Origin of the sequence: Allobosea rubneri (assembly GCF_032464875.1) — a bacterium.
In the GTDB taxonomy this organism is placed as follows: Bacteria; Pseudomonadota; Alphaproteobacteria; order Rhizobiales; family Beijerinckiaceae; genus Allobosea; species Allobosea rubneri.
Window position 1 is genome coordinate 1 of sequence record NZ_JAWDID010000082.1, and the last position, 18,120, is coordinate 18,120.

General features: G+C 61.0%; 26 protein-coding genes and 1 pseudogene. 13 read left to right on the forward strand and 14 right to left on the reverse strand.

Annotation, left to right across the window (positions count from 1 at the left end):
* The first annotated feature begins 769 nt into the window (after positions 1 to 769).
* The 3 genes from RKE40_RS27840 to RKE40_RS29860 all read left to right on the forward strand — a co-directional run bounded on the left by RKE40_RS27840 (position 770) and on the right by RKE40_RS29860 (position 2,144).
* Positions 770 to 943 (forward strand): hypothetical protein, encoded by a 174-nt coding sequence (locus RKE40_RS27840; protein WP_316021413.1) that lies wholly within the window; start codon positions 770 to 772, stop codon positions 941 to 943.
* Positions 944 to 1,215: 272 nt separating this feature from the next.
* On the forward strand, positions 1,216 to 1,812 hold the full coding sequence (locus RKE40_RS29855) for an ATP-dependent DNA ligase (protein ID WP_449249709.1): 597 nt from the start codon (positions 1,216 to 1,218) through the stop codon (positions 1,810 to 1,812).
* On the forward strand, positions 1,707 to 2,144 hold the full coding sequence (locus RKE40_RS29860; protein ID WP_449249701.1) for an ATP dependent DNA ligase: 438 nt from the start codon (positions 1,707 to 1,709) through the stop codon (positions 2,142 to 2,144). Before RKE40_RS29855 ends, RKE40_RS29860 begins: the two co-directional genes overlap by 106 nt.
* Positions 2,145 to 2,167: 23 nt before the next feature.
* On the opposite strand, the gene RKE40_RS27850 is transcribed toward RKE40_RS29860, so the two are convergent.
* Both RKE40_RS27850 and RKE40_RS27855 read right to left on the reverse strand, forming a co-directional pair.
* Positions 2,168 to 2,464, reverse strand: coding sequence for a hypothetical protein (locus tag RKE40_RS27850; RefSeq protein ID WP_316021414.1), 297 nt, complete (start codon positions 2,462 to 2,464; stop codon positions 2,168 to 2,170).
* 113 nt (positions 2,465 to 2,577) lie between these two features.
* Positions 2,578 to 2,979 (reverse strand): hypothetical protein, encoded by a 402-nt coding sequence (locus tag RKE40_RS27855; protein WP_316021415.1) that lies wholly within the window; start codon positions 2,977 to 2,979, stop codon positions 2,578 to 2,580.
* Between the two features lie 475 nt (positions 2,980 to 3,454).
* Between RKE40_RS27855 and RKE40_RS27860 the strand changes: the two genes are divergently transcribed.
* On the forward strand, positions 3,455 to 3,745 hold the full coding sequence (locus RKE40_RS27860; RefSeq protein ID WP_316021416.1) for a hypothetical protein: 291 nt from the start codon (positions 3,455 to 3,457) through the stop codon (positions 3,743 to 3,745).
* Between the two features lie 388 nt (positions 3,746 to 4,133).
* On the opposite strand, the gene RKE40_RS27865 is transcribed toward RKE40_RS27860, so the two are convergent.
* From RKE40_RS27865 to RKE40_RS27885, 5 genes are all read right to left on the reverse strand, one after another.
* Positions 4,134 to 4,376: a hypothetical protein gene (locus tag RKE40_RS27865; RefSeq protein WP_316021417.1), complete on the reverse strand. Its 243-nt coding sequence runs from the start codon at positions 4,374 to 4,376 to the stop codon at positions 4,134 to 4,136.
* A gap of 332 nt (positions 4,377 to 4,708) precedes the next feature.
* Positions 4,709 to 4,897: a hypothetical protein gene (locus RKE40_RS27870; protein WP_316021418.1), complete on the reverse strand. Its 189-nt coding sequence runs from the start codon at positions 4,895 to 4,897 to the stop codon at positions 4,709 to 4,711.
* 661 nt (positions 4,898 to 5,558) lie between these two features.
* Positions 5,559 to 5,867, reverse strand: a complete 309-nt coding sequence (locus tag RKE40_RS27875; protein ID WP_316021419.1) for a DUF6894 family protein — start codon at positions 5,865 to 5,867, stop codon at positions 5,559 to 5,561.
* A 124-nt stretch (positions 5,868 to 5,991) separates the two neighbouring features.
* Complete coding sequence (locus RKE40_RS27880) at positions 5,992 to 6,204, reverse strand: hypothetical protein (protein ID WP_316021420.1); 213 nt, start codon at positions 6,202 to 6,204, stop codon at positions 5,992 to 5,994.
* A gap of 12 nt (positions 6,205 to 6,216) precedes the next feature.
* A complete protein-coding gene (locus RKE40_RS27885) occupies positions 6,217 to 6,402 on the reverse strand; it encodes a hypothetical protein (protein WP_316021421.1) in 186 nt (61 codons plus the stop codon).
* Between the two features lie 347 nt (positions 6,403 to 6,749).
* On the opposite strand from RKE40_RS27885, the gene RKE40_RS27890 reads away from it, so the two are divergent.
* Positions 6,750 to 7,013 (forward strand): DUF982 domain-containing protein, encoded by a 264-nt coding sequence (locus RKE40_RS27890; protein WP_316021436.1) that lies wholly within the window; start codon positions 6,750 to 6,752, stop codon positions 7,011 to 7,013.
* A gap of 830 nt (positions 7,014 to 7,843) precedes the next feature.
* On the forward strand, positions 7,844 to 8,053 hold the full coding sequence (locus tag RKE40_RS27895; protein WP_316021422.1) for a hypothetical protein: 210 nt from the start codon (positions 7,844 to 7,846) through the stop codon (positions 8,051 to 8,053).
* A gap of 227 nt (positions 8,054 to 8,280) precedes the next feature.
* Here the strand turns inward: RKE40_RS27895 and RKE40_RS27900 are convergent.
* Positions 8,281 to 8,769 (reverse strand): annotated as a pseudogene (locus tag RKE40_RS27900) (SDR family NAD(P)-dependent oxidoreductase); the annotation flags it as partial.
* Positions 8,770 to 8,783: 14 nt separating this feature from the next.
* Positions 8,784 to 9,956, reverse strand: a complete 1,173-nt coding sequence (locus tag RKE40_RS27905; protein ID WP_316021423.1) for a zinc-dependent alcohol dehydrogenase — start codon at positions 9,954 to 9,956, stop codon at positions 8,784 to 8,786.
* A gap of 182 nt (positions 9,957 to 10,138) precedes the next feature.
* Between RKE40_RS27905 and RKE40_RS27910 the strand changes: the two genes are divergently transcribed.
* From RKE40_RS27910 to RKE40_RS27925, 4 genes are all read left to right on the forward strand, one after another.
* Positions 10,139 to 10,645: a YciE/YciF ferroxidase family protein gene (locus RKE40_RS27910; protein WP_316021424.1), complete on the forward strand. Its 507-nt coding sequence runs from the start codon at positions 10,139 to 10,141 to the stop codon at positions 10,643 to 10,645.
* A gap of 57 nt (positions 10,646 to 10,702) precedes the next feature.
* The gene (locus RKE40_RS27915; RefSeq protein ID WP_316021425.1) at positions 10,703 to 11,131 is read left to right on the forward strand and encodes a low affinity iron permease family protein; all 429 of its coding nucleotides are present in this window, start codon (positions 10,703 to 10,705) and stop codon (positions 11,129 to 11,131) included.
* A 78-nt stretch (positions 11,132 to 11,209) separates the two neighbouring features.
* Positions 11,210 to 11,815 (forward strand): cysteine hydrolase family protein, encoded by a 606-nt coding sequence (locus RKE40_RS27920; RefSeq protein ID WP_316021426.1) that lies wholly within the window; start codon positions 11,210 to 11,212, stop codon positions 11,813 to 11,815.
* 173 nt (positions 11,816 to 11,988) lie between these two features.
* The gene (locus RKE40_RS27925) at positions 11,989 to 12,480 is read left to right on the forward strand and encodes a hypothetical protein (protein WP_316021427.1); all 492 of its coding nucleotides are present in this window, start codon (positions 11,989 to 11,991) and stop codon (positions 12,478 to 12,480) included.
* Positions 12,481 to 12,584: 104 nt separating this feature from the next.
* Here RKE40_RS27925 and RKE40_RS27930 read toward each other — a convergent pair whose 3' ends face one another.
* The 5 genes from RKE40_RS27930 to RKE40_RS27950 all read right to left on the reverse strand — a co-directional run bounded on the left by RKE40_RS27930 (position 12,585) and on the right by RKE40_RS27950 (position 15,253).
* The gene (locus RKE40_RS27930; protein WP_316021428.1) at positions 12,585 to 12,980 is read right to left on the reverse strand and encodes a hypothetical protein; all 396 of its coding nucleotides are present in this window, start codon (positions 12,978 to 12,980) and stop codon (positions 12,585 to 12,587) included.
* Positions 12,981 to 13,556: 576 nt separating this feature from the next.
* On the reverse strand, positions 13,557 to 13,889 hold the full coding sequence (locus RKE40_RS27935; protein ID WP_316021429.1) for a DUF1236 domain-containing protein: 333 nt from the start codon (positions 13,887 to 13,889) through the stop codon (positions 13,557 to 13,559).
* Between the two features lie 168 nt (positions 13,890 to 14,057).
* The gene (locus RKE40_RS27940) at positions 14,058 to 14,438 is read right to left on the reverse strand and encodes a type II toxin-antitoxin system VapC family toxin (RefSeq protein WP_316021430.1); all 381 of its coding nucleotides are present in this window, start codon (positions 14,436 to 14,438) and stop codon (positions 14,058 to 14,060) included.
* Positions 14,438 to 14,656: an AbrB/MazE/SpoVT family DNA-binding domain-containing protein gene (locus tag RKE40_RS27945; protein WP_316021431.1), complete on the reverse strand. Its 219-nt coding sequence runs from the start codon at positions 14,654 to 14,656 to the stop codon at positions 14,438 to 14,440. The genes RKE40_RS27940 and RKE40_RS27945 overlap by 1 nt, the downstream gene beginning before the upstream one ends.
* A 93-nt stretch (positions 14,657 to 14,749) precedes the next feature.
* Positions 14,750 to 15,253, reverse strand: a complete 504-nt coding sequence (locus RKE40_RS27950; protein WP_316021432.1) for a M15 family metallopeptidase — start codon at positions 15,251 to 15,253, stop codon at positions 14,750 to 14,752.
* Between the two features lie 466 nt (positions 15,254 to 15,719).
* On the opposite strand from RKE40_RS27950, the gene RKE40_RS27955 reads away from it, so the two are divergent.
* From RKE40_RS27955 to RKE40_RS27965, 3 genes are all read left to right on the forward strand, one after another.
* The gene (locus RKE40_RS27955; RefSeq protein ID WP_316021433.1) at positions 15,720 to 16,709 is read left to right on the forward strand and encodes a PDDEXK-like family protein; all 990 of its coding nucleotides are present in this window, start codon (positions 15,720 to 15,722) and stop codon (positions 16,707 to 16,709) included.
* 62 nt (positions 16,710 to 16,771) lie between these two features.
* Entirely contained in the window at positions 16,772 to 16,927 is a 156-nt protein-coding gene (locus tag RKE40_RS27960; protein WP_316021434.1) for a hypothetical protein, read from the forward strand.
* 176 nt (positions 16,928 to 17,103) lie between these two features.
* A complete protein-coding gene (locus tag RKE40_RS27965; RefSeq protein WP_316021435.1) occupies positions 17,104 to 17,346 on the forward strand; it encodes a hypothetical protein in 243 nt (80 codons plus the stop codon).
* Positions 17,347 to 18,120: the final 774 nt, after the last annotated feature.

Below are 18,120 nucleotides of genomic sequence, written 5' to 3' on the forward strand. Positions count from 1 at the left end.
GCTCTGCCGGTGCTTTCTCCGGCCCGGATTTCTGTCTCATCTGCGCTCCAAAATGGCTGCGATGATCCAGAAATCCTCCCTTCCCGAAAACCCCTGAACTGTCTCAAGGGCGCTGACGGCAGACAGTCGGAACGAACGATGTTTGGCGTGTCTGTCATCCGCGGAAACTAGTCACAGCAAGGCGGTGGTTCAACTCCCGTGGCGGGGATCAAAGGAGAGTTTGACTCCGTGATGCCAGCGTCACGCTCGGTCCATTTCGTGTGACAAACTCCAAGCTTCCATCGAGCTTGATAGGATCCGCACAAACAGGCGTGCCGAACCGTCGCAGCTCACCAGCGACACGGAGCTTATATTCGAGCCAGGACCCCATCTCGGCATCGCACGCGCCGCAGCGAACCGATCCACTTTCGGTGAGTGGATCGGGAAGTGACACAGCCGGCGAGCCGCAAAGCTCGCATTCGAATTGAGAGCCGATATTCATCCTTGCCTCCGACGCGGATCTACTACGCGGCAGCGGAAAACTGGTTCCCTGTGTCCCAACCATTTTCCCAAGCGGGTCAATTCCCTCCGCCGGTAAATTAAAATAATACATCAATGTGTATAGAGTTGCGCTCGGTCGGATCTTTTGCGAAAGACAGTTGCGGCTTTTAAGAGGAAGGATGATATTTTGAAGATAATATCTCTCATCATTGCTTCCATGGGGGTGGTCTTTATTGCACCTGCGAACGCGATGCCGCCCGGCATGGGCCAGTCATGTCGAGCCCTATATTTGAAGTATGACGCTGCGCCTGGTCCGAAGGGTTTTGCCAAGGGACGCACCAAGAGCTGTGGCTATTCCGCCAAGACCACCCCCACGATCGAGCATGCGCAGTTGCGGGCACTTCAGATCTGCCGCCAGCAGCGCGGCGATGATTGCCAGGTGGTCGACGCGCGTCGGCACTGAACCGCTCGCACGGCCTTATGTGCTCTTCCGGTGCCGCCTCTGATGCGGCGCTGGGCCCGCTTCGCGGGTCACGAAGTTGCGCGCGCCGGAACGCGCTTCTTCAGCCAACGTTGGATCGTGAGAGTGCGTCGCGTTGGGTGGCGTTCAGTATGGCAAGACGAGCGGTTCCGCAGCGTTTCCTGAGATCCGTCCCGAGCGGCGAGGCGCTGCGGAGCGCGCCAGTCGCCCCCGCCCTGAACGGCGTTCTGCAGGTTGATCTCCTTACCGATCCGATGCCTGATCGCGTTGAGCCCTGTCGGGCACTGCTGACGCAGAAGCCGCCTGGAGGAGAGGGATGGGCCTTCGAGGTGAAATGGGATGGCTATCGCCTGGGGATCCACCGCCGCGGCGCCGAGCTCCGTATCATCACGCGGGGTGGCCACGATTGGACACATCGCTTTCCGACCATCGCGGAGGCTGGGCTTAGGCTTCCGGCCGACAGCTTCATCCTGGACGGCGAGGCGGTCGTGCTTGACGCAGAAGGCCGCTCAGACTTTAGCGCTCTGCAAAAGGCTCTGGGCGGGCGCGGTGGCAAGGCCAGCGCGCATCTTGCCATCCTCTACGCCTTCGACCTGCTTTATCTCGATGGCCACGATCTGACACGCATGTCGCTCGACGAGCGCCGGCAGCTGCTCGAGTTTCTGCTTCGCCGAGCGATCACGCGATCCTGCTCAGCGAGGAGGTTGAGGGGGACGGTGCGCGTTTCCTGGAGCAGGCTTGCGAGATGGGCCTCGAGGGAATTATCGCCAAGCGGCGAGTCGCACCCTATCGGCCCGGCCGCGATGGCGACTGGCTCAAGATCAAATGCGTCCAGTCCGAAACCTTCCTGATCATTGGCTATGAGTCATCGCGTGCGGCGCTTGGCGGCATCGGTCGAGTGCTGCTCGCCGCACATGGCAACTACGGACTTACCTATGTGGGCAGCGTCGGCACTGGATTTTCCGATCGTTCGGCGACGAAGCTGCGCGGGAATCTTGGTCGGATCAAGACGGCGTCGCCGCCGGCGCGCGGCATCACTGGCAAAGGGATCGTCTGGACCAAGCCCACGATCGCCGCGGAAATTGCCTTCCGCGGCTGGACCCATGACGAGAAGCTCCGTCACGCGTCCTTCAAGGGACTGCGCGACAGCGCGGACGGGGTAAGTGTCTATCGTCTGAAATGATCGGCCTCGCGTCCGAATTAGTTTCACGCGGCCTTACCGAATTCGGTGATGCTCTCGCGCACGGACGCGGCCTTGTTGGCATCCTCGATATCCACGGCAACCTCGATCGGCCCGTCCAGTTTGGCGTCGCTCCTGGTTGCGCTGCTTAGTTCCCCAGCCTTGGCATCCGCTCCAGCCACTCTCTCGCCCGCCGTGTTCGATGGTCCGGCCGCGGCGATCAAAATATCGGCCCGGTCGATCCCGTGTTCCTGGACCAAACGCTCGACTGTCATCTCCGCGTCCCGTCTCGTATCAAATAGCCCGCGCAACGTCGTAGCCATGACCGTCTTCTCCCATTGGCGATGAAGTCTAAACCTCCGAAATTCCGGATGGTTCGATAGGTATGTAATTTCGACCTACGGCTGACACCGCCGTGGGCGCCGATCCGATAGGGCTAAGAGTTGAGCTTCTGGTCCAGTTCGTCATCCGACCGCTCGAGTTCCGGATCCCGTTCGATCGGCTCGAACTCTCGGCATTCTACAAGCGGGATTTTCATCCAAGCGCCGGTAGCCTCAAGGCCCGATGCCTCCGCATCCTCGATTAGAGCAGCGATTAGATTGTCTGCCTCTTCCGCGATCACGGCGATGTGGGAGTTGACGGCTTGGGCGTTGCCTTCGGTCGCATCGCCGGCGGGGCCCAGGTGTCGGATGCATTTCACCTCAGCGAGGCGACGAGCAAACTGGCGGGCCATAAGAGCGATCGGGTCGACAGCGTCGATCCAGCCTCTTGCTGAGTTGTATGAGCGGTATGTGAGGTCATCGCTGCCTTCGGATGGTCCAGCTCCGGCGAGCTTCATGCGCAGGTCAGCAACCTCTCGCGATAGTCGGTAGATCGCGCGCTCTGCGCTGGTCTCGGCGGCTACCGGGAGATCGAGTTCGAGAGAACCCTGTCGATCGTCCTGTTGTCTGCCAGGCCGGCTTCTGACGACGTCGGCAGCCGGGCCGGCACGCAAGATCCGCTGAGCACACATTGACGCAACTCCTCACATGAGACTCGCAACAACTCGGCTACGGATTCGTTCCGGTCGGCCTCGTCTAGGACGGCTGAACCCTTCAATAGCTCTGCCGCGGCTTGCTCGTTCGGCGGGCGCCAGCGAGCGAGGGTTGAATGCTGCTATGCCGAGATCAGCCTACAGGCTCTCTGAAGGGCAAGGCATCAAAAGAAATTGCAGTGCGTCAGCAATCCGCGTTCAATCTCGGGGCAATTGTATCCATGCCTTTTTTGGAAATGACTGCCGCGGCCCGCATGAGGATGCCAGGTGGGGACACGCCATGATCACCGGGACAGGGATGTTAGTCCTGCGCGACGGGCGCAGGATTGAGCTCGCCTATCAGTTCGCTGCAGTCTACGACGATCTCAGAGTTGGCTTTCTTCGCTGCGATACCAGCGCGGTCGATCCGTCCGCCTTCTTCGGCCGGCTGAAGATGGAATGCGATGATGGCACTACGGTCCGGCTTGCCGTCATGCATCACAGCGACAGGTATCTGGGAATAACCGGGCGGGTGATGTCGTTGGACGAAATCGAGCGCGAACGGTCTTCGCAAGTTGGGGTCATGGCGTAGGGCACGCCTTTGGTGGGCACGCAACCCAGTTTCGCGTGCACGGGAGGCTTCCCCAACGCAATCTGTCGTTGGACAGGTCGCCGGCATCGGTTTGCACGAGGATCAAGGCGAGACTCGAGCTTTATCCGCAGCCGGTTCCAACGCTCAGTCGCGCTTGGTGGGGCGTCCCGGATCGATAGGGCTCCACGACTCCGACGGCTTCGGGTGACCTTTCGCGGGCCCTCCCGTGCTGTCGTTCTGATCTGTCTTGGTCGTTTCCGCTTCCGGAACTCCCGTCCCCGGTCGCGGCCGGCTGTCGCTGCTCCGGCGCGGCTGTCCGGCGGTCTTGTCTTTGTCGGTGCTGGTCACGGCTGATCTCCCTGAGTTTGTGAGGCGGATTGCTCACGCCTCACTCTCGCCCCAGATTCCTAGGGAGCCCCGAAAACGGTAGATCGTCGGGCCTCTGATTGGTGCTGGGGGATGGATTATGCTCCTGCCCTTCGCTTGCAGGCTCGCGGCGGGCGTCCCATTCGCGAAGTGCCGCGACGAGTTCCGCCAACTCTTCAGCTGCCTCAGAGCCTTCCGGAGCGTCGCTCAACGCATTGGCGCGCGCAGCAGCGGCTTCGTATTCGTCATGGTTCTCGATGAGCATGCACGTCTGACGCCTCATGCGAACACAATCCCCTCAAGCATGGCGATGCGCACGACCATTTCGTCACGGCTCATATCGGCGTCGCCGAAATCAGCCCGAAGTGACCTGCTGAGAGCCCTTTATGTCCCACGCTTCCACAGCGGCGGCGAGCCTCCTCAGCCTTTCGTCGGCGCAGCTCTCAGTTTCTGTTAGATACTGGATCAGATTGACCGCGGCCTTGCGTTCCTCGGCCGACACAATATCGCGGTAGCCTGGGCTTTGCGCGCCGGCGTCTTGCAGCCGATTCGTAAACTGTCGGGCCGTTTGAGATGTGGGCAAGCCCATGAGCGGGCCTACTCCCCGATTCCTCCCGCAGGATTGTCCGGAAGCTTCTCCCTGGGCTTGTCGGCTTCGCCCGTGTCCTTGACCGCATCCGGGCTGATCGAGACCTTGTTCAGCGAGCCTTTGTCGGGCGCGCCTTGAATCGACTGGGTCCGCTGCTTCTCTTCCGGGGAGAGCTTATTGCCTTCACCGTCACGCATCGATGCCTCCATCAGATTACCCCTGTGGTCAACGGCCTAGCCGGTCCCGGGTTCCTTCAACCAGTCTGGTCGGCTCAAAGACAATCAACCCGCCAGCGTACATTTCGAGGCTGGTCGCGCAGCGGACTGTTTCGCATCGACGAAAAGTGAGCGGGCTTCGCAGTAATTCTGGGCCGCTCCGCGGAAGCGCTCCCAGGCGGGCATCGGCTGCACGGCCGGTGACATCGCCGCGGACCGGCAAAGAGCCCGTGCAATAGCTGTAATGCGAGCTTCATCCATGGCCGTCATCCAATTGGGCAGGCCAGGCCAACACCTCCCGCGCAAACGGGTGACCGGTACATCCGCGGCTCGCTCGATCGGCGGGGGCGAGCGCTCAAGGATTGAGCGCCAGGAGGTCAACGCCGCGCTTCGATCGCTGTTCCGTCAAACCCCACCGCTTTCGAAAGTGATTTGCGGGAGGGGTGCAGAAGTTCATGGCTGCGCAGTTATCTCCGTGCCACGTTTGGAAACGACCGCCGCGGCTCGCATTGAAGCCGCCGGGCGGAGACACGCTATTTTCACCGGAAATGGAACACTAATCCTGCGCGACGGGCGCCGGATCGATCATGTCTGGGAATTACCGGACGGGTGATGAAATGCAGCGAAGGCCGCTGGCCTTACCTCAGTTCTCGTTCGGCGCCCTGTGGTTTCCGTTCATCGACTGGCTGGCAGCCTTTGCGGCTTTCTTCCGCATGTCGTCGGCGCTCTCGCCGTTGAATTTCAGCGACGCCTGATAGACCACCTGGCCATGTTCATCTTCGACAGAGACTCGCATATCGAGATGCGATCCATCGGGCAGTCTGTCATTCGCCATATCGGCGAGTGCCCGCTGAGCTTCTTCCGACGCAGCCTTGTCATTTGGCATCGTCAGGCGCTCTTTACTCGCGTCGAACTTCTCTCCGTCGTCGGTCGTGAAGCGATATTTAGGCATGGCTCGACCCCTGTACCCCCACCACAGCTTGAACAGCTTCGGGGCCGAAAGGGTTCCGACAACGAAAGAGCCCGGCCTTGCGCGAGAAGACCGGGCAATTGCAGCGCTCATTAGCACCGATAAGTCAGCTTGCTGGACGCGAGCCACCACCCTTCTGTTCGGGGTCATGGGTGTGGTGCTTATCGCGCTCCCCGCCGCCACCAGAAACCTGCGAATGGCGACGCTGATCGTTGTCGGCGGGCGGCTTGGAGACCGATTTCGGAGCCTTGGCGTTCTCGTGAGAGGCGCCGGGTCCGCCCTGCCTGATGGTATTTGGTGACTTTGTTGAGGTTGACATGTCTGCCTCCGCTCATCGGTCCTGCTGGTGGCCCTGATGGGTGGTATTGATCTTGGTGTTGCCCTGCTGGCCTTGCGAGGCAGCGTTTGCGGGGCGCTCAACCGGCTCGGACTTGTGCGGATCCTTGCCCTGATGGTCCGGCTCGCCAGGGCCCTTATCGCTACGGTTGGCCGGTGGGATGGGTGGGTGCTTGCTCATGGCTCAACTCCTTGTCTCCCGAGGTAACCCGGCCTCCAACAAACTGTTCCGAGGAGACGTCCCAAACCGCGTCGACGCGGTTGGCTAACCTCGAAGTGTCGACCGGAGGGCTCAAAGCCATCCGTAACCGGTTAGACCGTCCTCGCCACGCCGGCGCGTTCTCAATGAGCGAGGGCTCCCGCCAGACGCTCAGCAGCCAGCGGCCGCCCCCTTGAACCGATTGCCACTACCCATAAATCTTCCTGCGCTGCAGCCCGGAGCTCCTGCCCTGCTGCGGCTCTGAACCCAAATTGCTACAGGAGGATACGGCTTTGGCACTTCTGTCAGATCAATTCGAACGGCCGGTTGTGGTTCTGACCCGGTTCGGTGTCCCCACCGCTGTCTCATCGGCGATGGAGGCCTACATGTTCCTGTCCGACTGGCCTGCTTCACAGCGCGACGCCGTTCATTCGCTGGCGCTCAAAGGCTGTCTGGCAGCAGTCCGTGGTGACATCGAAACTGAAACAGCGCGAGGGCTCTTCGCTTCATGGGCGGAAAGACGCGACATGCTGGCGCCCGATGTCGCAGCTTTCATCAGTAGCCGGTGCGGAAGCTCGCACGGCGCCCGATAGCGCAAAGGCGTCCGTTCCCGCGGTTAGCGGGACTGGGCGCACGCCCTCGGAATAGCGCGGCTACAGAGGCCAACGCCTTGAGGCCCACCAGGACACGGCTGCAACGCCGAGCATCGCGCTCGTTACCAGTAAAGCAGTCGAGATTGGGCCCCTCCTAAAATAAGGTGATCAGGGCGCTTACGAGAAAGCCGTTGCGTCATCGCAACGATGCAGCACTGCGGGTGGCGAAGAGTCGCAGCACACGCTGGGCGGGCTCATTAGCAGCTCGACAGAAAAACCCCGCCGGCGCGAGCCAGCGGGGCAATAGTTGGAGGGGTGCATGGAAGACATCCGACCAACGCGGACGATGCGCTTTCGTTCCAAATGCGGGGGAGGACTGTTCACCCCGGCAGGCGGCGCGTGCATCGTCCTAGCCCGGGCGCGTGCGGTATTTGACCTGGCCTGGGATCACGAGGCGGGACGCGATCGAGATCGCGGGGGGATGATGACGCCGAGTTCATTTCTACCCGGTCCGAGCGCGCTGGCTTGGAGCGTTCGCAGCACGGCACCGACGCGCGGACGCTGCGTGATCGCGGGGAGCTCGACGGCCCTCCCGTCGCGGGTTGATCGAAGAAGCGCCCCCCGACGAATGGCTGAGCTGCGGGTCGCACCGGCGCACATCCAAGCTCGTTCCGGCCGTCCGGAGGGCCCCGTCGAGAAGGCCCCGCTGTCGCTTCTGGTCGAAGCCCTGACGCGGTCCGAGAACATGTCGAGGCCCGCAGGGATCTTGAGGGAACTAGCTTGCAGAACGCATGTTTATACGCTCGCTTAAACAGCAGTCGAGGCCATCAATGCCCAGCGATCCTTCCCGCGTTTTCATCATTCTCGATGTGCTGAATATCGCCGTCAGTGCCGATCCCAGCGAGGGCTCGATTATCAGCATGAAGGTGCGAGAGGGAGCGGACGTTTCGCTCTGGCTCCCCGCGGAAGCTATGGCCAAATTGCAGGCCATGATGGCTCAAGCTGACCTGAAGCATGCCAAGTCTTTGCAACCGCAGTAGACACAGCGCGCGACCGCCCTTGGCACCCCGTAGAAGCTGCATGATAAGGTCTTTGACCGATCGGATTGGGGCGCCGGTCAGAAAGACGAATGGCACGCCGCGGCCGGTGAGCCATACTGCGATCGGATAGCGGCTTAGCGCTCAAGCTAGGCGTGCTTTCATCAATTTCCCGAGTTGGGTTCCGCCATCTTCCGATGCTGTCTGGCCAGCATTTCGGCTGGGGTGACGGAATCGATAAAGGCCTTGGTTCCATTGTAGACCGCCTGGAAGGTGCCCGGCATGAAGCCGGCGATCGATCCCGTAATCAGGATGCGGCCGTCGCCACGATCCCGCATCTGTCGGCCGACCTTCTTCAGCAGCAACAGCGTGCCTACGATATTGGTGTCGACTACGCGCAACCACTCGGCGTCGTCCTGATCGAGAAAGCCGTGACCGAGACCGCGCCCGGCGTTGGCGAAGAGCACGTCGACGGGACGGCCCGCCTTTTCGACCTCGGCCCACAGCAATTCCACGCCCTCTTCGTCACTGAGATCGGCGACGATCGAGACCACGTTGGCGCCATTCGCCTTCAGTTTGACGGCTGCCTCGTGAATGTCTGTTTAGTCTGCCGCGATGATCAGGTCGAAGCCGTCGGCAGAAGCGAGCCGCGCCAGGTCGAAGCCGATGCCGCTCGACGCGCCGGTAACCAGCGCGAGCTTTCCCACTGCCTGTCGCATGTGATGGCCCTCGTTCACGGGGTGAGCACGACTTTGATGCAGCCGTCCTCCTTGTCGCGAAATGTTTTGTACAGGCCCGGGCCGTCCTCGAGTCCGGCCCGGTGCGTGATGACAAAGGAAGGGTCGATTTCCCCGGAAGTGATCTTCTCGAGCAGCGGCGCGAGGTAGCGGTGCGTATGCGTCTGACCAGTTTTGAGCGTCAGTCCCTTATTCATGAAAGCGCCCATCGGGATCTTGTCGAGATAACCGAAATAAACGCCGGGCATGGAGATCGTTCCGCCCTTGCGGCAGCACATCATTGCCTCCCGGAGCGCATGCGGACGATGGGTCGCGAGATAGGTCGCAGCCTTGATCTTGTCGACGATGGCATCGATTGATCCGCTGCCGTGCGCCTCGGCACCGACTGCTTCGATGCAGCGATCCGGGCCCCGCCCAGCCGTCATTTCCATAAGCCTGTCGTAGACCGGGCCGTCATCGAAGTTGATGATCTCAGCTCGCCCCTTAGAGGCAGCCAGTGCCAATCGCTCGGGAACGTTGTCGATGGCGATGACGCGTCCTGCTCCGAACATCCAGGCTGACTGGATCGCGAACTGGCCGACGGGCCCGCAGCCCCAGACGGCGACAGTGTCGCCCTCCTCGATTTCGGCATTCTCCGCCGCCATGTAGCCCGTCGGGAAGATATCCGAGAGAAAAAGCACCTGCTCATCAGGGATGCCCGTCGGGATCTTGATTGGGCCGACATCGGCGTAAGGCACTCGCAGAAACTCTGCCTGCCCGCCTGGGAAGCCACCCAGCATGTGAGAGTAGCCGAACAGGCCGGCAGGCGATTGGCCCATGGCCTTCTTGGCTTCGTCGGCATTCGGGTTGGAGCGGTCACAAAGCGAGAACAGCTGCTTTCGACAAAAGAAGCAGTCGCCGCAGGCGATATTGAAAGGCACGACCACGCGATCGCCGACCTTGAGGTTGCGAACACCACTGCCGATCTCGACCACCTCGCCCTTGGTCTCATGACCCAGAACGTCTCCGGCTTCCATGCTCGGCGTATAGCCATCGTAGACGTGGAGATCGGACCCGCAGATCGCGCAGGCGGTGACCTTGATCACTACGTCGCCCGGGTTCTGGATCTGCGGATCAGGCACCGTTTCGCAGCGGATATCGCTCTTGCCGTGCCAGCAGAGGGCTTTCATGACGTTCTCCAGCGGATGGCCCCCGCCATGGTTCCGAACGTCACAAGCCGACAAGCGTTCCCAGCCTTTTACGAGCTTCGCGGAGTTGCCCGACAATGGCCTCGAGCCAGCGACCAACCTGGGCTGGAACATGCCGCTGACACACCGGTTTCATCGCCACGGTCCACCCATGGAGAGTGACGATGGCCAACGATCCGAAAACCCTGAACGACCTCTTCCTCGATACCCTCAAGGACATCTATTACGCCGAGAAGCAGATCCTGAAAGCCTTGCCGAAAATGGCTAAGGCAGCGACTGCCCCTGAACTGAAGCAGGCGTTCGAAAAGCACCGGGATGAGACGGAAATGCATGTCGAGCGCTTGACCGACGTGTTCGAGATCGTCGGCAAGGCGCCGCGCGGCAAAACCTGCGACGCCATCCTCGGTATCATCGAAGAGGGCAAGTCGATCATCGAGGAGTTCGAAGGCAGCCCAGCCCTCGACGCTGGCCTTCTCGCTTCGGCGCAGGCGGTGGAGCACTACGAGATTTCTCGTTACGGCACGCTCAAGGCCTGGGCCCAGCAACTGGGAATGGCGAACGCCGCCAAACTTCTGGACCAGACACTCACCGAGGAAATGAAGACGGACCAAACGCTGTCCCAGCTCGCCGAAAGCAAGATCAACAAGCAGGCTCAGGCCAAGGCGGCCTGATTTCCGGGTGGCTTCGGCGGCGTGCCGGAGCCACCTCTTTCACACTCCGAGGCAACTATGCCCGACAAATCAGACCCGATTTCCGATCTTGGAAACTCATCGTTCTTCACGCGGCTTTCTCAAAACGTCGCGCGCTACGCCGGTAAGCCCGTCACCTTCTTTGCGGCGCTCGGCGTTGTCGTTGCTTGGGCGCTTTCCGGCCCGCTATTTGGCTTCAACGACACTTGGCAGCTTGTCATCAATACCTCGACCACGATCGTGACGTTCCTGATGGTGTTCGTGATCCAAAACAGCCAGAACCGCGACACTGCCGCGATGCAGATCAAGCTCGACGAATTGCTTTCCAAGGTCGAAGGGGCGCGTGAGGAGCTCATGGATCTTGAGGAGCTCGACGAAGAGAAGCTCGCGACAATCCGCGACGACTATGAGCGACGAGCAAAGCGAGCTCGTACGAAGTCGAACTGCAGCGTCCCGGGAGTGACATGATCGCGCGACGTCGGCTGCAATTCGCATTCTGAGCCGAGGCAATTTCCAGGGGCAATGCGCATTTCGGGGACAGAGCGAGTGGGCGATAAGCTCCCAAATCTGGCGACCAGCACAGTTCATTTGTGCGTCGATATGCAGAGGCTGTTCGGTCCCGAAGGGCCGTGGCTGACCCCGTGGATGGCTCGTGTGCTACCGCAATGCATCGCCTTGGCAGACCACTGCCCGTCGGCCACTATTTTCACGCGGTTCATCACGCCCGCCACATTGGACCACGCGGTCGGAGCCTGGCGGGATTTCTATTGCCGCTGGCCGCAAACGACACGTGATCGGCTCGATCCCGGTCTGTTAGATCTTGTCCCAGAACTGGCTGGCTACGCGCCGCCCGCCCATGTGTTCGACAAGCCCGTCTACTCGGCGTTTGCGAGCAGGCGAGTGGTCACTCATCTGCGCCAGCGGGCGGTCGACACAGTCATCCTGTCAGGCGCCGAGACGGACGTCTGCGTGCTCTCAACCGCGCTAGGTGCGGTCGACCACGGCTTCAAAGTGGTGATCGCGACGGACGCTGTGTGCAGTTACTCCGACGAGGGACACGACGCCCTTCTCGGTCTATTTCGCCAGCGCTTCAGCCAGCAGATTGCGGTCGCTCCCACCGACGAAATTCTCGAGCGGTGGCGCGTATCTTGACCACTGCGGAGCCACGCATCCATGCCCGCCTCGAGCCTATTTGGCCGTGGCGCCTGTCATAATTCCAGGAACAGGCCGCGCGCTGTTCGGTTGATCCGTAGCCCATCGTGCGAAGGGATTGAACGATGGGTCTCAGGGCGTTAGCCGGTCATCGTCGCGATAGGAGGTAGTGCGTGCTGGAAGTCCAGACGATCACGCGAAGCTATGCAACGTTTGAGGACGCGCGAAATGTGGCGGTGCGGCTTGCAAATGCCGGCATCAAACCCGGTCGGATCGGCATCCTTGGGCAGCAGTCTGGTGGAGAAGACAACACTGCGGCAGGACTGGGGGCAGGGGGCGCCGCGGGCGCGGTGACCGGAATTGCGCTCGGATTGGGTGCGCTCACCATACCGGGCGCGGGACCAATCATCGCGACGGGATGGTTCCTGTCGGGTGCCGTGACCGGCGCGCTAGCGGGAGGTGTGCTTGGTGCACTGATGGACGCAGGTTTGCCACAGAGCGAGGCTGAAGAGCATGCTGGCGCCCATCAGCTCGGTGGGTCGGTCGTTTCTGTTCGCGCAGAGGGAGCTGACGTCGCACTCGTAACGCGGATCTTGGACGCCGCGCTTCCGCTTGAGGAGGATCACGTGCCGCCACAATCCGATTTATCAAGGACGTTGTCTTGATTGAGGGCCCAGCCGACGAGCGCGCTTTGGCTGCAAGGAATGCTCCGGTGGCGTCGGCATGGCTGACCGGTGCCGTTCGCGACCGTTTCCGAAGCCCAGAAAGCTCAGCCAACGGATGGGCGGACTTGTTTATTCCACTCCTGAAGAAGATTTAGCATTCGCGAGCCGCTGCGCAGCTTCGACGAGATCGGGAAATGCCGCTCGACGTAGCTCCGCTTCTGGTCCACTAAACTGGCTAGCTCGGCCACCCAATCACGTTCCGGGAATAGCTTTGCCATCCATAAAGCGAAACCAGCGCCGGTTTCCCGAGCCAGTGCATCAGCGATACTTCTTTCGCCAGCCGCTTCACCGCCCGTGGTTCGATCCCATTCGTCGGCGACACTCAGGAGATGGCGCAGTTCGCTCTCTTCGGCGACCGATGCGGGACTGCGGGTGCGAAGCTCCTGGATGCGGAGCATCGCTTTTTCGTAGTCGCCCTGGGTTCTTATCGTGAAGGCCATTGGCTTCCTCCTCTCGGCACTACCGTAGGAAAGAAATGGGTTCCCGCGAATGTCACGGCTGGACTGGTTGCGCCGGCGGCGAGCGCTAGGCGATCCCCCAGAAAATAGGAGCCACGCGGGAGCGGCCGATTCGCGCGAGCAAGGGGTGCTGATCAGGTAACCGGCTTTCTGGGTTTCGTAGAAAGCAGACAGTTTTGCGCTTCGCGGCTCAAGACAACCCTTGCGCCGATCCGCCTTGCCAATCGCTCCGCTGCCTCTATCGCCCGGAAGAGATCGGCCGACTGACCATACTTGGCGCCCGTCGCATCCCGAGCAGCCCACTCTTCGCCATATCTCTCGATGGTAAACTGGTCATGGCTTTGACCCGTGTTGGGGACGCACCCCAAAGGCCAGATCCCATTTCGTAACAGCGCCACCGGAGTTCCGGCGACGACGTCGACTCGTCCTAATCGGTCGCGAGCTTGTCCGTCCTGCTTCCTGCCGCCAGGCGGTCGTTCGATCTCTCGTACCGCTGAGAGTCCCGCTCCCGAAGAAGCGGGACTATGCTGAATTATTCAGCAGGCGTTGCGGCCATCGTCACTCGATGATCTGCACAACACGACGAGTATTCGGATCGACCAGCACCGTGCGATTGTTCACAACAGAATACCGGTAGCCGCTCACTCCGTACTCGGCGGGCACCTCGCCATACACGACGCCCTGCTGTGGAAGCACGGTGCCGACCGCAAGCGGCTCAGCATATGTGTACGAAGTGGGGCGCTGCGTGACCACATACTGCTTGAAGCGCGGCGCGAGTTCGCTACGGATCGACGGGGGCTCCGGCAAACCATTGGGCTGGCCCTGGTTTTGGGCCATGGCGGTCGCCGGCAACAAGACGAGACCGGCGGCAAAGATGGCATTCCTGAGCATTGGATGTTCCTTCGTGCGCGGTGAAGCCGAAGGTTGCCCCTCGCTATCCCTGTGCCCGAAGAACTGTACCCGGCAGGCAATGTTCCAACGGGCAGCATCCTAGGGGCGGGGTGCAGGGCAAACTCTTATCGCCAGGGCCGCCCGGTCGATTGCGGTCGAACCATCGTCCTAGATCTTGATTTTCGCAATCAGGGTCACGCCGGGCAGTCCATCGAAATGCTGATCGCAGGTGATGAGATCAGCATTATGAACCCGGGCGGTGGCGAAGACGATGGCGTCGGCCGTAGCGAGCTTGTGGGTGCGGCAGGCTTCTGCCGCCACAAGCGCGATTTCGGTGTCGAGCGGTACAATGCTGCAAAGCTGCGTGTAGGCAATCACCTGATCGGCTTTGTCCTCGCCGACCTCGCGCACGAGCCATTTCGCGAGCTCAAGTTGCACCATCGTCGGCACCACCCACTCCGCTTGTTCGGGAAGCAGTTTGGCGACAGCTTGACCAGTCGGTGACCCGACGAGCCACTCGATCCAGGCGGAGGTATCGATCAGGCGCATCAGAAGCGGTCCGAGGGATCGCGATAGTTAGTTGTCGATGCGCCTTTAGCCATTCCGGCAAGCGTTTCGCGCCTCGGCACCGGAACTAGCAGGACACCAGTCCCCTTCGGAATGAAGGCAAAGGTCAATCCTGCCTCCCAGTGCTGAGCCGTGCGGATCGCCTTCGGAATTGAGATCTGGAATTTGGACGACAGGGTCGCAGTTTGCGACATTTTCATACCTCCCTTCGATCGATCCGTATAACGTAAGACAAAGCCTTCGAACCATCAAGGACACCGAGGCCGGCAAACCGAGTGTCGCAAAAGGAAACGTCAGGGGCGCCGAAGCCTATTGATCTCAAAATGTGAGCGGTCCTGCCGGGAATAGCCCCGAAAGTGTCCGCCCCAGCTGATCGAGACACCAGCCCGCGAGGCGGCGGTCTTCATCGCTGCGGCAATTCGGTTCTGAAGGGCGGCGTCAAAAACGATGTGCCCTCGATCATCAAGCGGCCAAAGATCGACGGCGCGACCGGAGCGATGAGCGGTATTTCGGGTGAGCGACCACCCCCAGAGGACCGCCTGGCGCTGCTTGGCTCGATCGCGCCACCCAGAGCCGATGACGAAGCGTAGATCTGGTAAGGCTGCCTGAGCATTCACGACAATCCGCGCGAGAACTGGGTCGATCGCCTTCAGATTGGCGCGGTGATTGGCGATGGGGTCCGGGTTCCACGCCCGGAACATCGAGATTTGGTCTCTGCCGTACTCGTCGTAAGCCGGAATCTTCGAATAAACCTCCGCGACAGGATGGCGTGCCTGGCCGTGCGCGGTGTCGGCCACCACAAAGGCCACCACGGCAAGACAAAGCGGTCCCAACTGGCAAGAGCGCGCTCGATACGACATGACAGGGCGAACGGTCGCAAGCGAATGGCCCGAAAGGAAGGCGGGTTCGCAGCGACAGGTCGAGGTGTCAATGAGTTGCTCGCGGGCCTCGGGTCTAAGTCATTCAGATCGGGGCGGGTGAGTTGAGGCGGCTCGCACGGTTCTGTGGTCCGACCCACGGAGCTCAGCAATGATCCATCAAGGCAATCTGAAACCCCTATTTAAGATCAGGCCGTTCCGGTCTGCTTCGCTCCCTCGCCGACTGGCTTGAGGGGACCAACTTTTTCATCGCCGCATCGAAATCGCAGTGGAAGGAGACCCCATCGGGGGACTATTTGCTCGCTCAGCGCTTGCGAAAAGAAACGCGGACCTTGCAGCATAAAATCGTACGCCACGCGGCGTCGAATGAGGGCAGGGCGGGCGCATGAACGACATTGCTATGCTTGATGACATTACTGGATTGATCGCGACGCTTGAGGCCCAGAACAAGCAGGCGGCCCAATCCATTGCACCTGCATTCACGCCCTTTTCCTTTGTCGAAAGCGACGAACTGGGTTTGTCGCGGATCCTTGGCTGGTTGCTCGATCCCAACGGGACCCACGCGCAAGGCGAACGGTTTCTCGAGGCCTTCGTCACAGCTTTTGGCATTCCCTGGCAACCCGGTCACTGCGCGTCAGCTCGGGTTACGCTTGAAGCGCCGACGCCGCGGCTGATGCAGCTCCGGCGCATCGATGTTTTGATTGCCTGCCACGACCGAGCGATCGCGATTGAGAACAAGCCCAGCGCCGCCGATCAACGGGGACAAGTCCAAGACTATTTCACTCATCTGGATCGACATTATCAGTCGGGAGGTCACCTGCTCTATCTTTCGGGCGATGGTAGCGGCCCTTCGCTTGAAAGCGTTGGTGCTGAGGAGGCCGAGCGACGGCGTCAGAGCGGTCAACTGATCCTGAAAGGCTATGCGGATCTGTTGCCTTGGCTGGAGGCATGTCGCGGCTTGTGCCTCGCCCCTCGCGTGCGCGATTTCATCGCATTTTTCGAGAGACATATCCGACGTCGATTCACCAAGGGGGAGAAGACCGTGGCACTAAGCGAGCAGCTTGTCTCGGATATCGTCTCGTCGCCGGATCGCGTGAGCTCGGCGCTGAACATCATCGCTGCAGCTGACGCTCTTCGCGAGCGACTGATTACCAGGCTTCGCGAGGAGATTGCGGTCCTAGCAGCTGCCAGAGGCTGGACGCTCCTGCCCGAGAAGCGGTCAGTGATCCAATGGTCGGGGTTCAGCATCCGCTATGGCGCGAATGACGAACTTAAATTCCGGCTGGACTCGGTGATGAACGCCGCTCGCAAAGCTGCTTTGGCATTTGGGGTATTGGGCCCGGTCACGCGGACTATCTGCCTGCTGCTGCCCTAATTACCGAAGCCTTCGGCAGGGGACGTCAGAGTCACGTCTGGCCATGGCACAGGATCCCAGATGTGCAGGATGCTCTGTTCTCAATGGAGGGCAGTTGGTTCGCGAGCGATGTTCCGTGGCGGGCGATCGCAGACGGAAGCCTGTCCCCCAAGATCATTGCCGCTGCGCAGGTCTTCTACGATGCGCTCGCGCCGAATGGCTTTGTCGGCCGGCACTAGTTAGCTCGGTCGCTTCACGGGCGTATCCGACCTTTCGAGGGCTGTGCGTAGTTCGGCAGACGTAGGCCATCGAAATTTAAGCCGCGGGCGGACATCGTGTCCGCCCGATTAGGAACAGATCGCTTCCTCCACGGTTGATCCGCAGCCTCCATGCTCGGCGCAAAAGGATCGACCCCATGCAAACAGAAACCGGCTTCAAGGCCATGTCGCAAAGCGCCGACGCTGATCACTCCAAAGGGGAGGGCGCGTCCGATCTTCAACGCCGTAATGCAGACACGGATGAATTGGCGGAGGTCGTGACCGACCGGGCGAGCGAATTGCACCGCCTGATTGTCGACGAGATCCGCGATCGTCCGTTTCGGGCATTGGGGTGGGCGGCCGCGACGGGCTTTGTCCTCGGCATCTGGGTTTCGAGATAGAGATGGCGGGCCTAGTCGGCCTTGTTCTGGCGCGGATCACGGGCTCCTTGAAGCTCGCGGTAACTGTTTACTCGCTCGTGGGAATCGGCTGCCTAGTTGCCATCTTCGCGGCAGGGTACGCCTTGGATGCGGGGAGGGCGGCACTGGCGTTTCGGTACGGACCCGTGGCGGCAAGCCTCGCAATTGCCGGTGGTCTGTTGATCGCGGCTCTGTTGCTGGGAGCTGCCGCCTGGTTCTTGCAGCGTCGCCCGAGGACCTCTGATCTCCGAACGGAATTGGAGAAGGCGTCCCCCTTCAGCAACCCGCCCTACCCAGCGCCATACTCACTTCGGCGTCTGGCCGCTGTGGCATCGGCAGGCGCCGGCGCGGCGTGTGGGGGCCTTGTAGTGTACCTAATTCGGGAACGGCGCCGCGCGGCCCTGGATGAAAGGCGCGACGAAGACCGCTGAGATCGGAACCGCTGCCCAGCTATCAGCGCAGTCGCGGGCGGGGTTTCTTGAAGGGGAACCAAATCCACCCCACCTAGTTGAAAGCGCGGCATCGGAGACGATGCCTGCCTGCTCTCCAGTTGGAAGCGTTGCCGCGGATGTACCGGCCGCAGCCGACAGGAGAGCAAAGCGAATTTCCCGGCGATGGCCGGAACCGCCTGTCCGTCGTCAGATGATTTGAGGCTGTTTCGATGTCTCAGGAACGGAGGCTCTGGCTCATCTGGGTTTGAGGTTATGCGGCCTTCAGCTGATGCTGCAAGCGTCTCTGCTGGATGGTCTGGCGCTT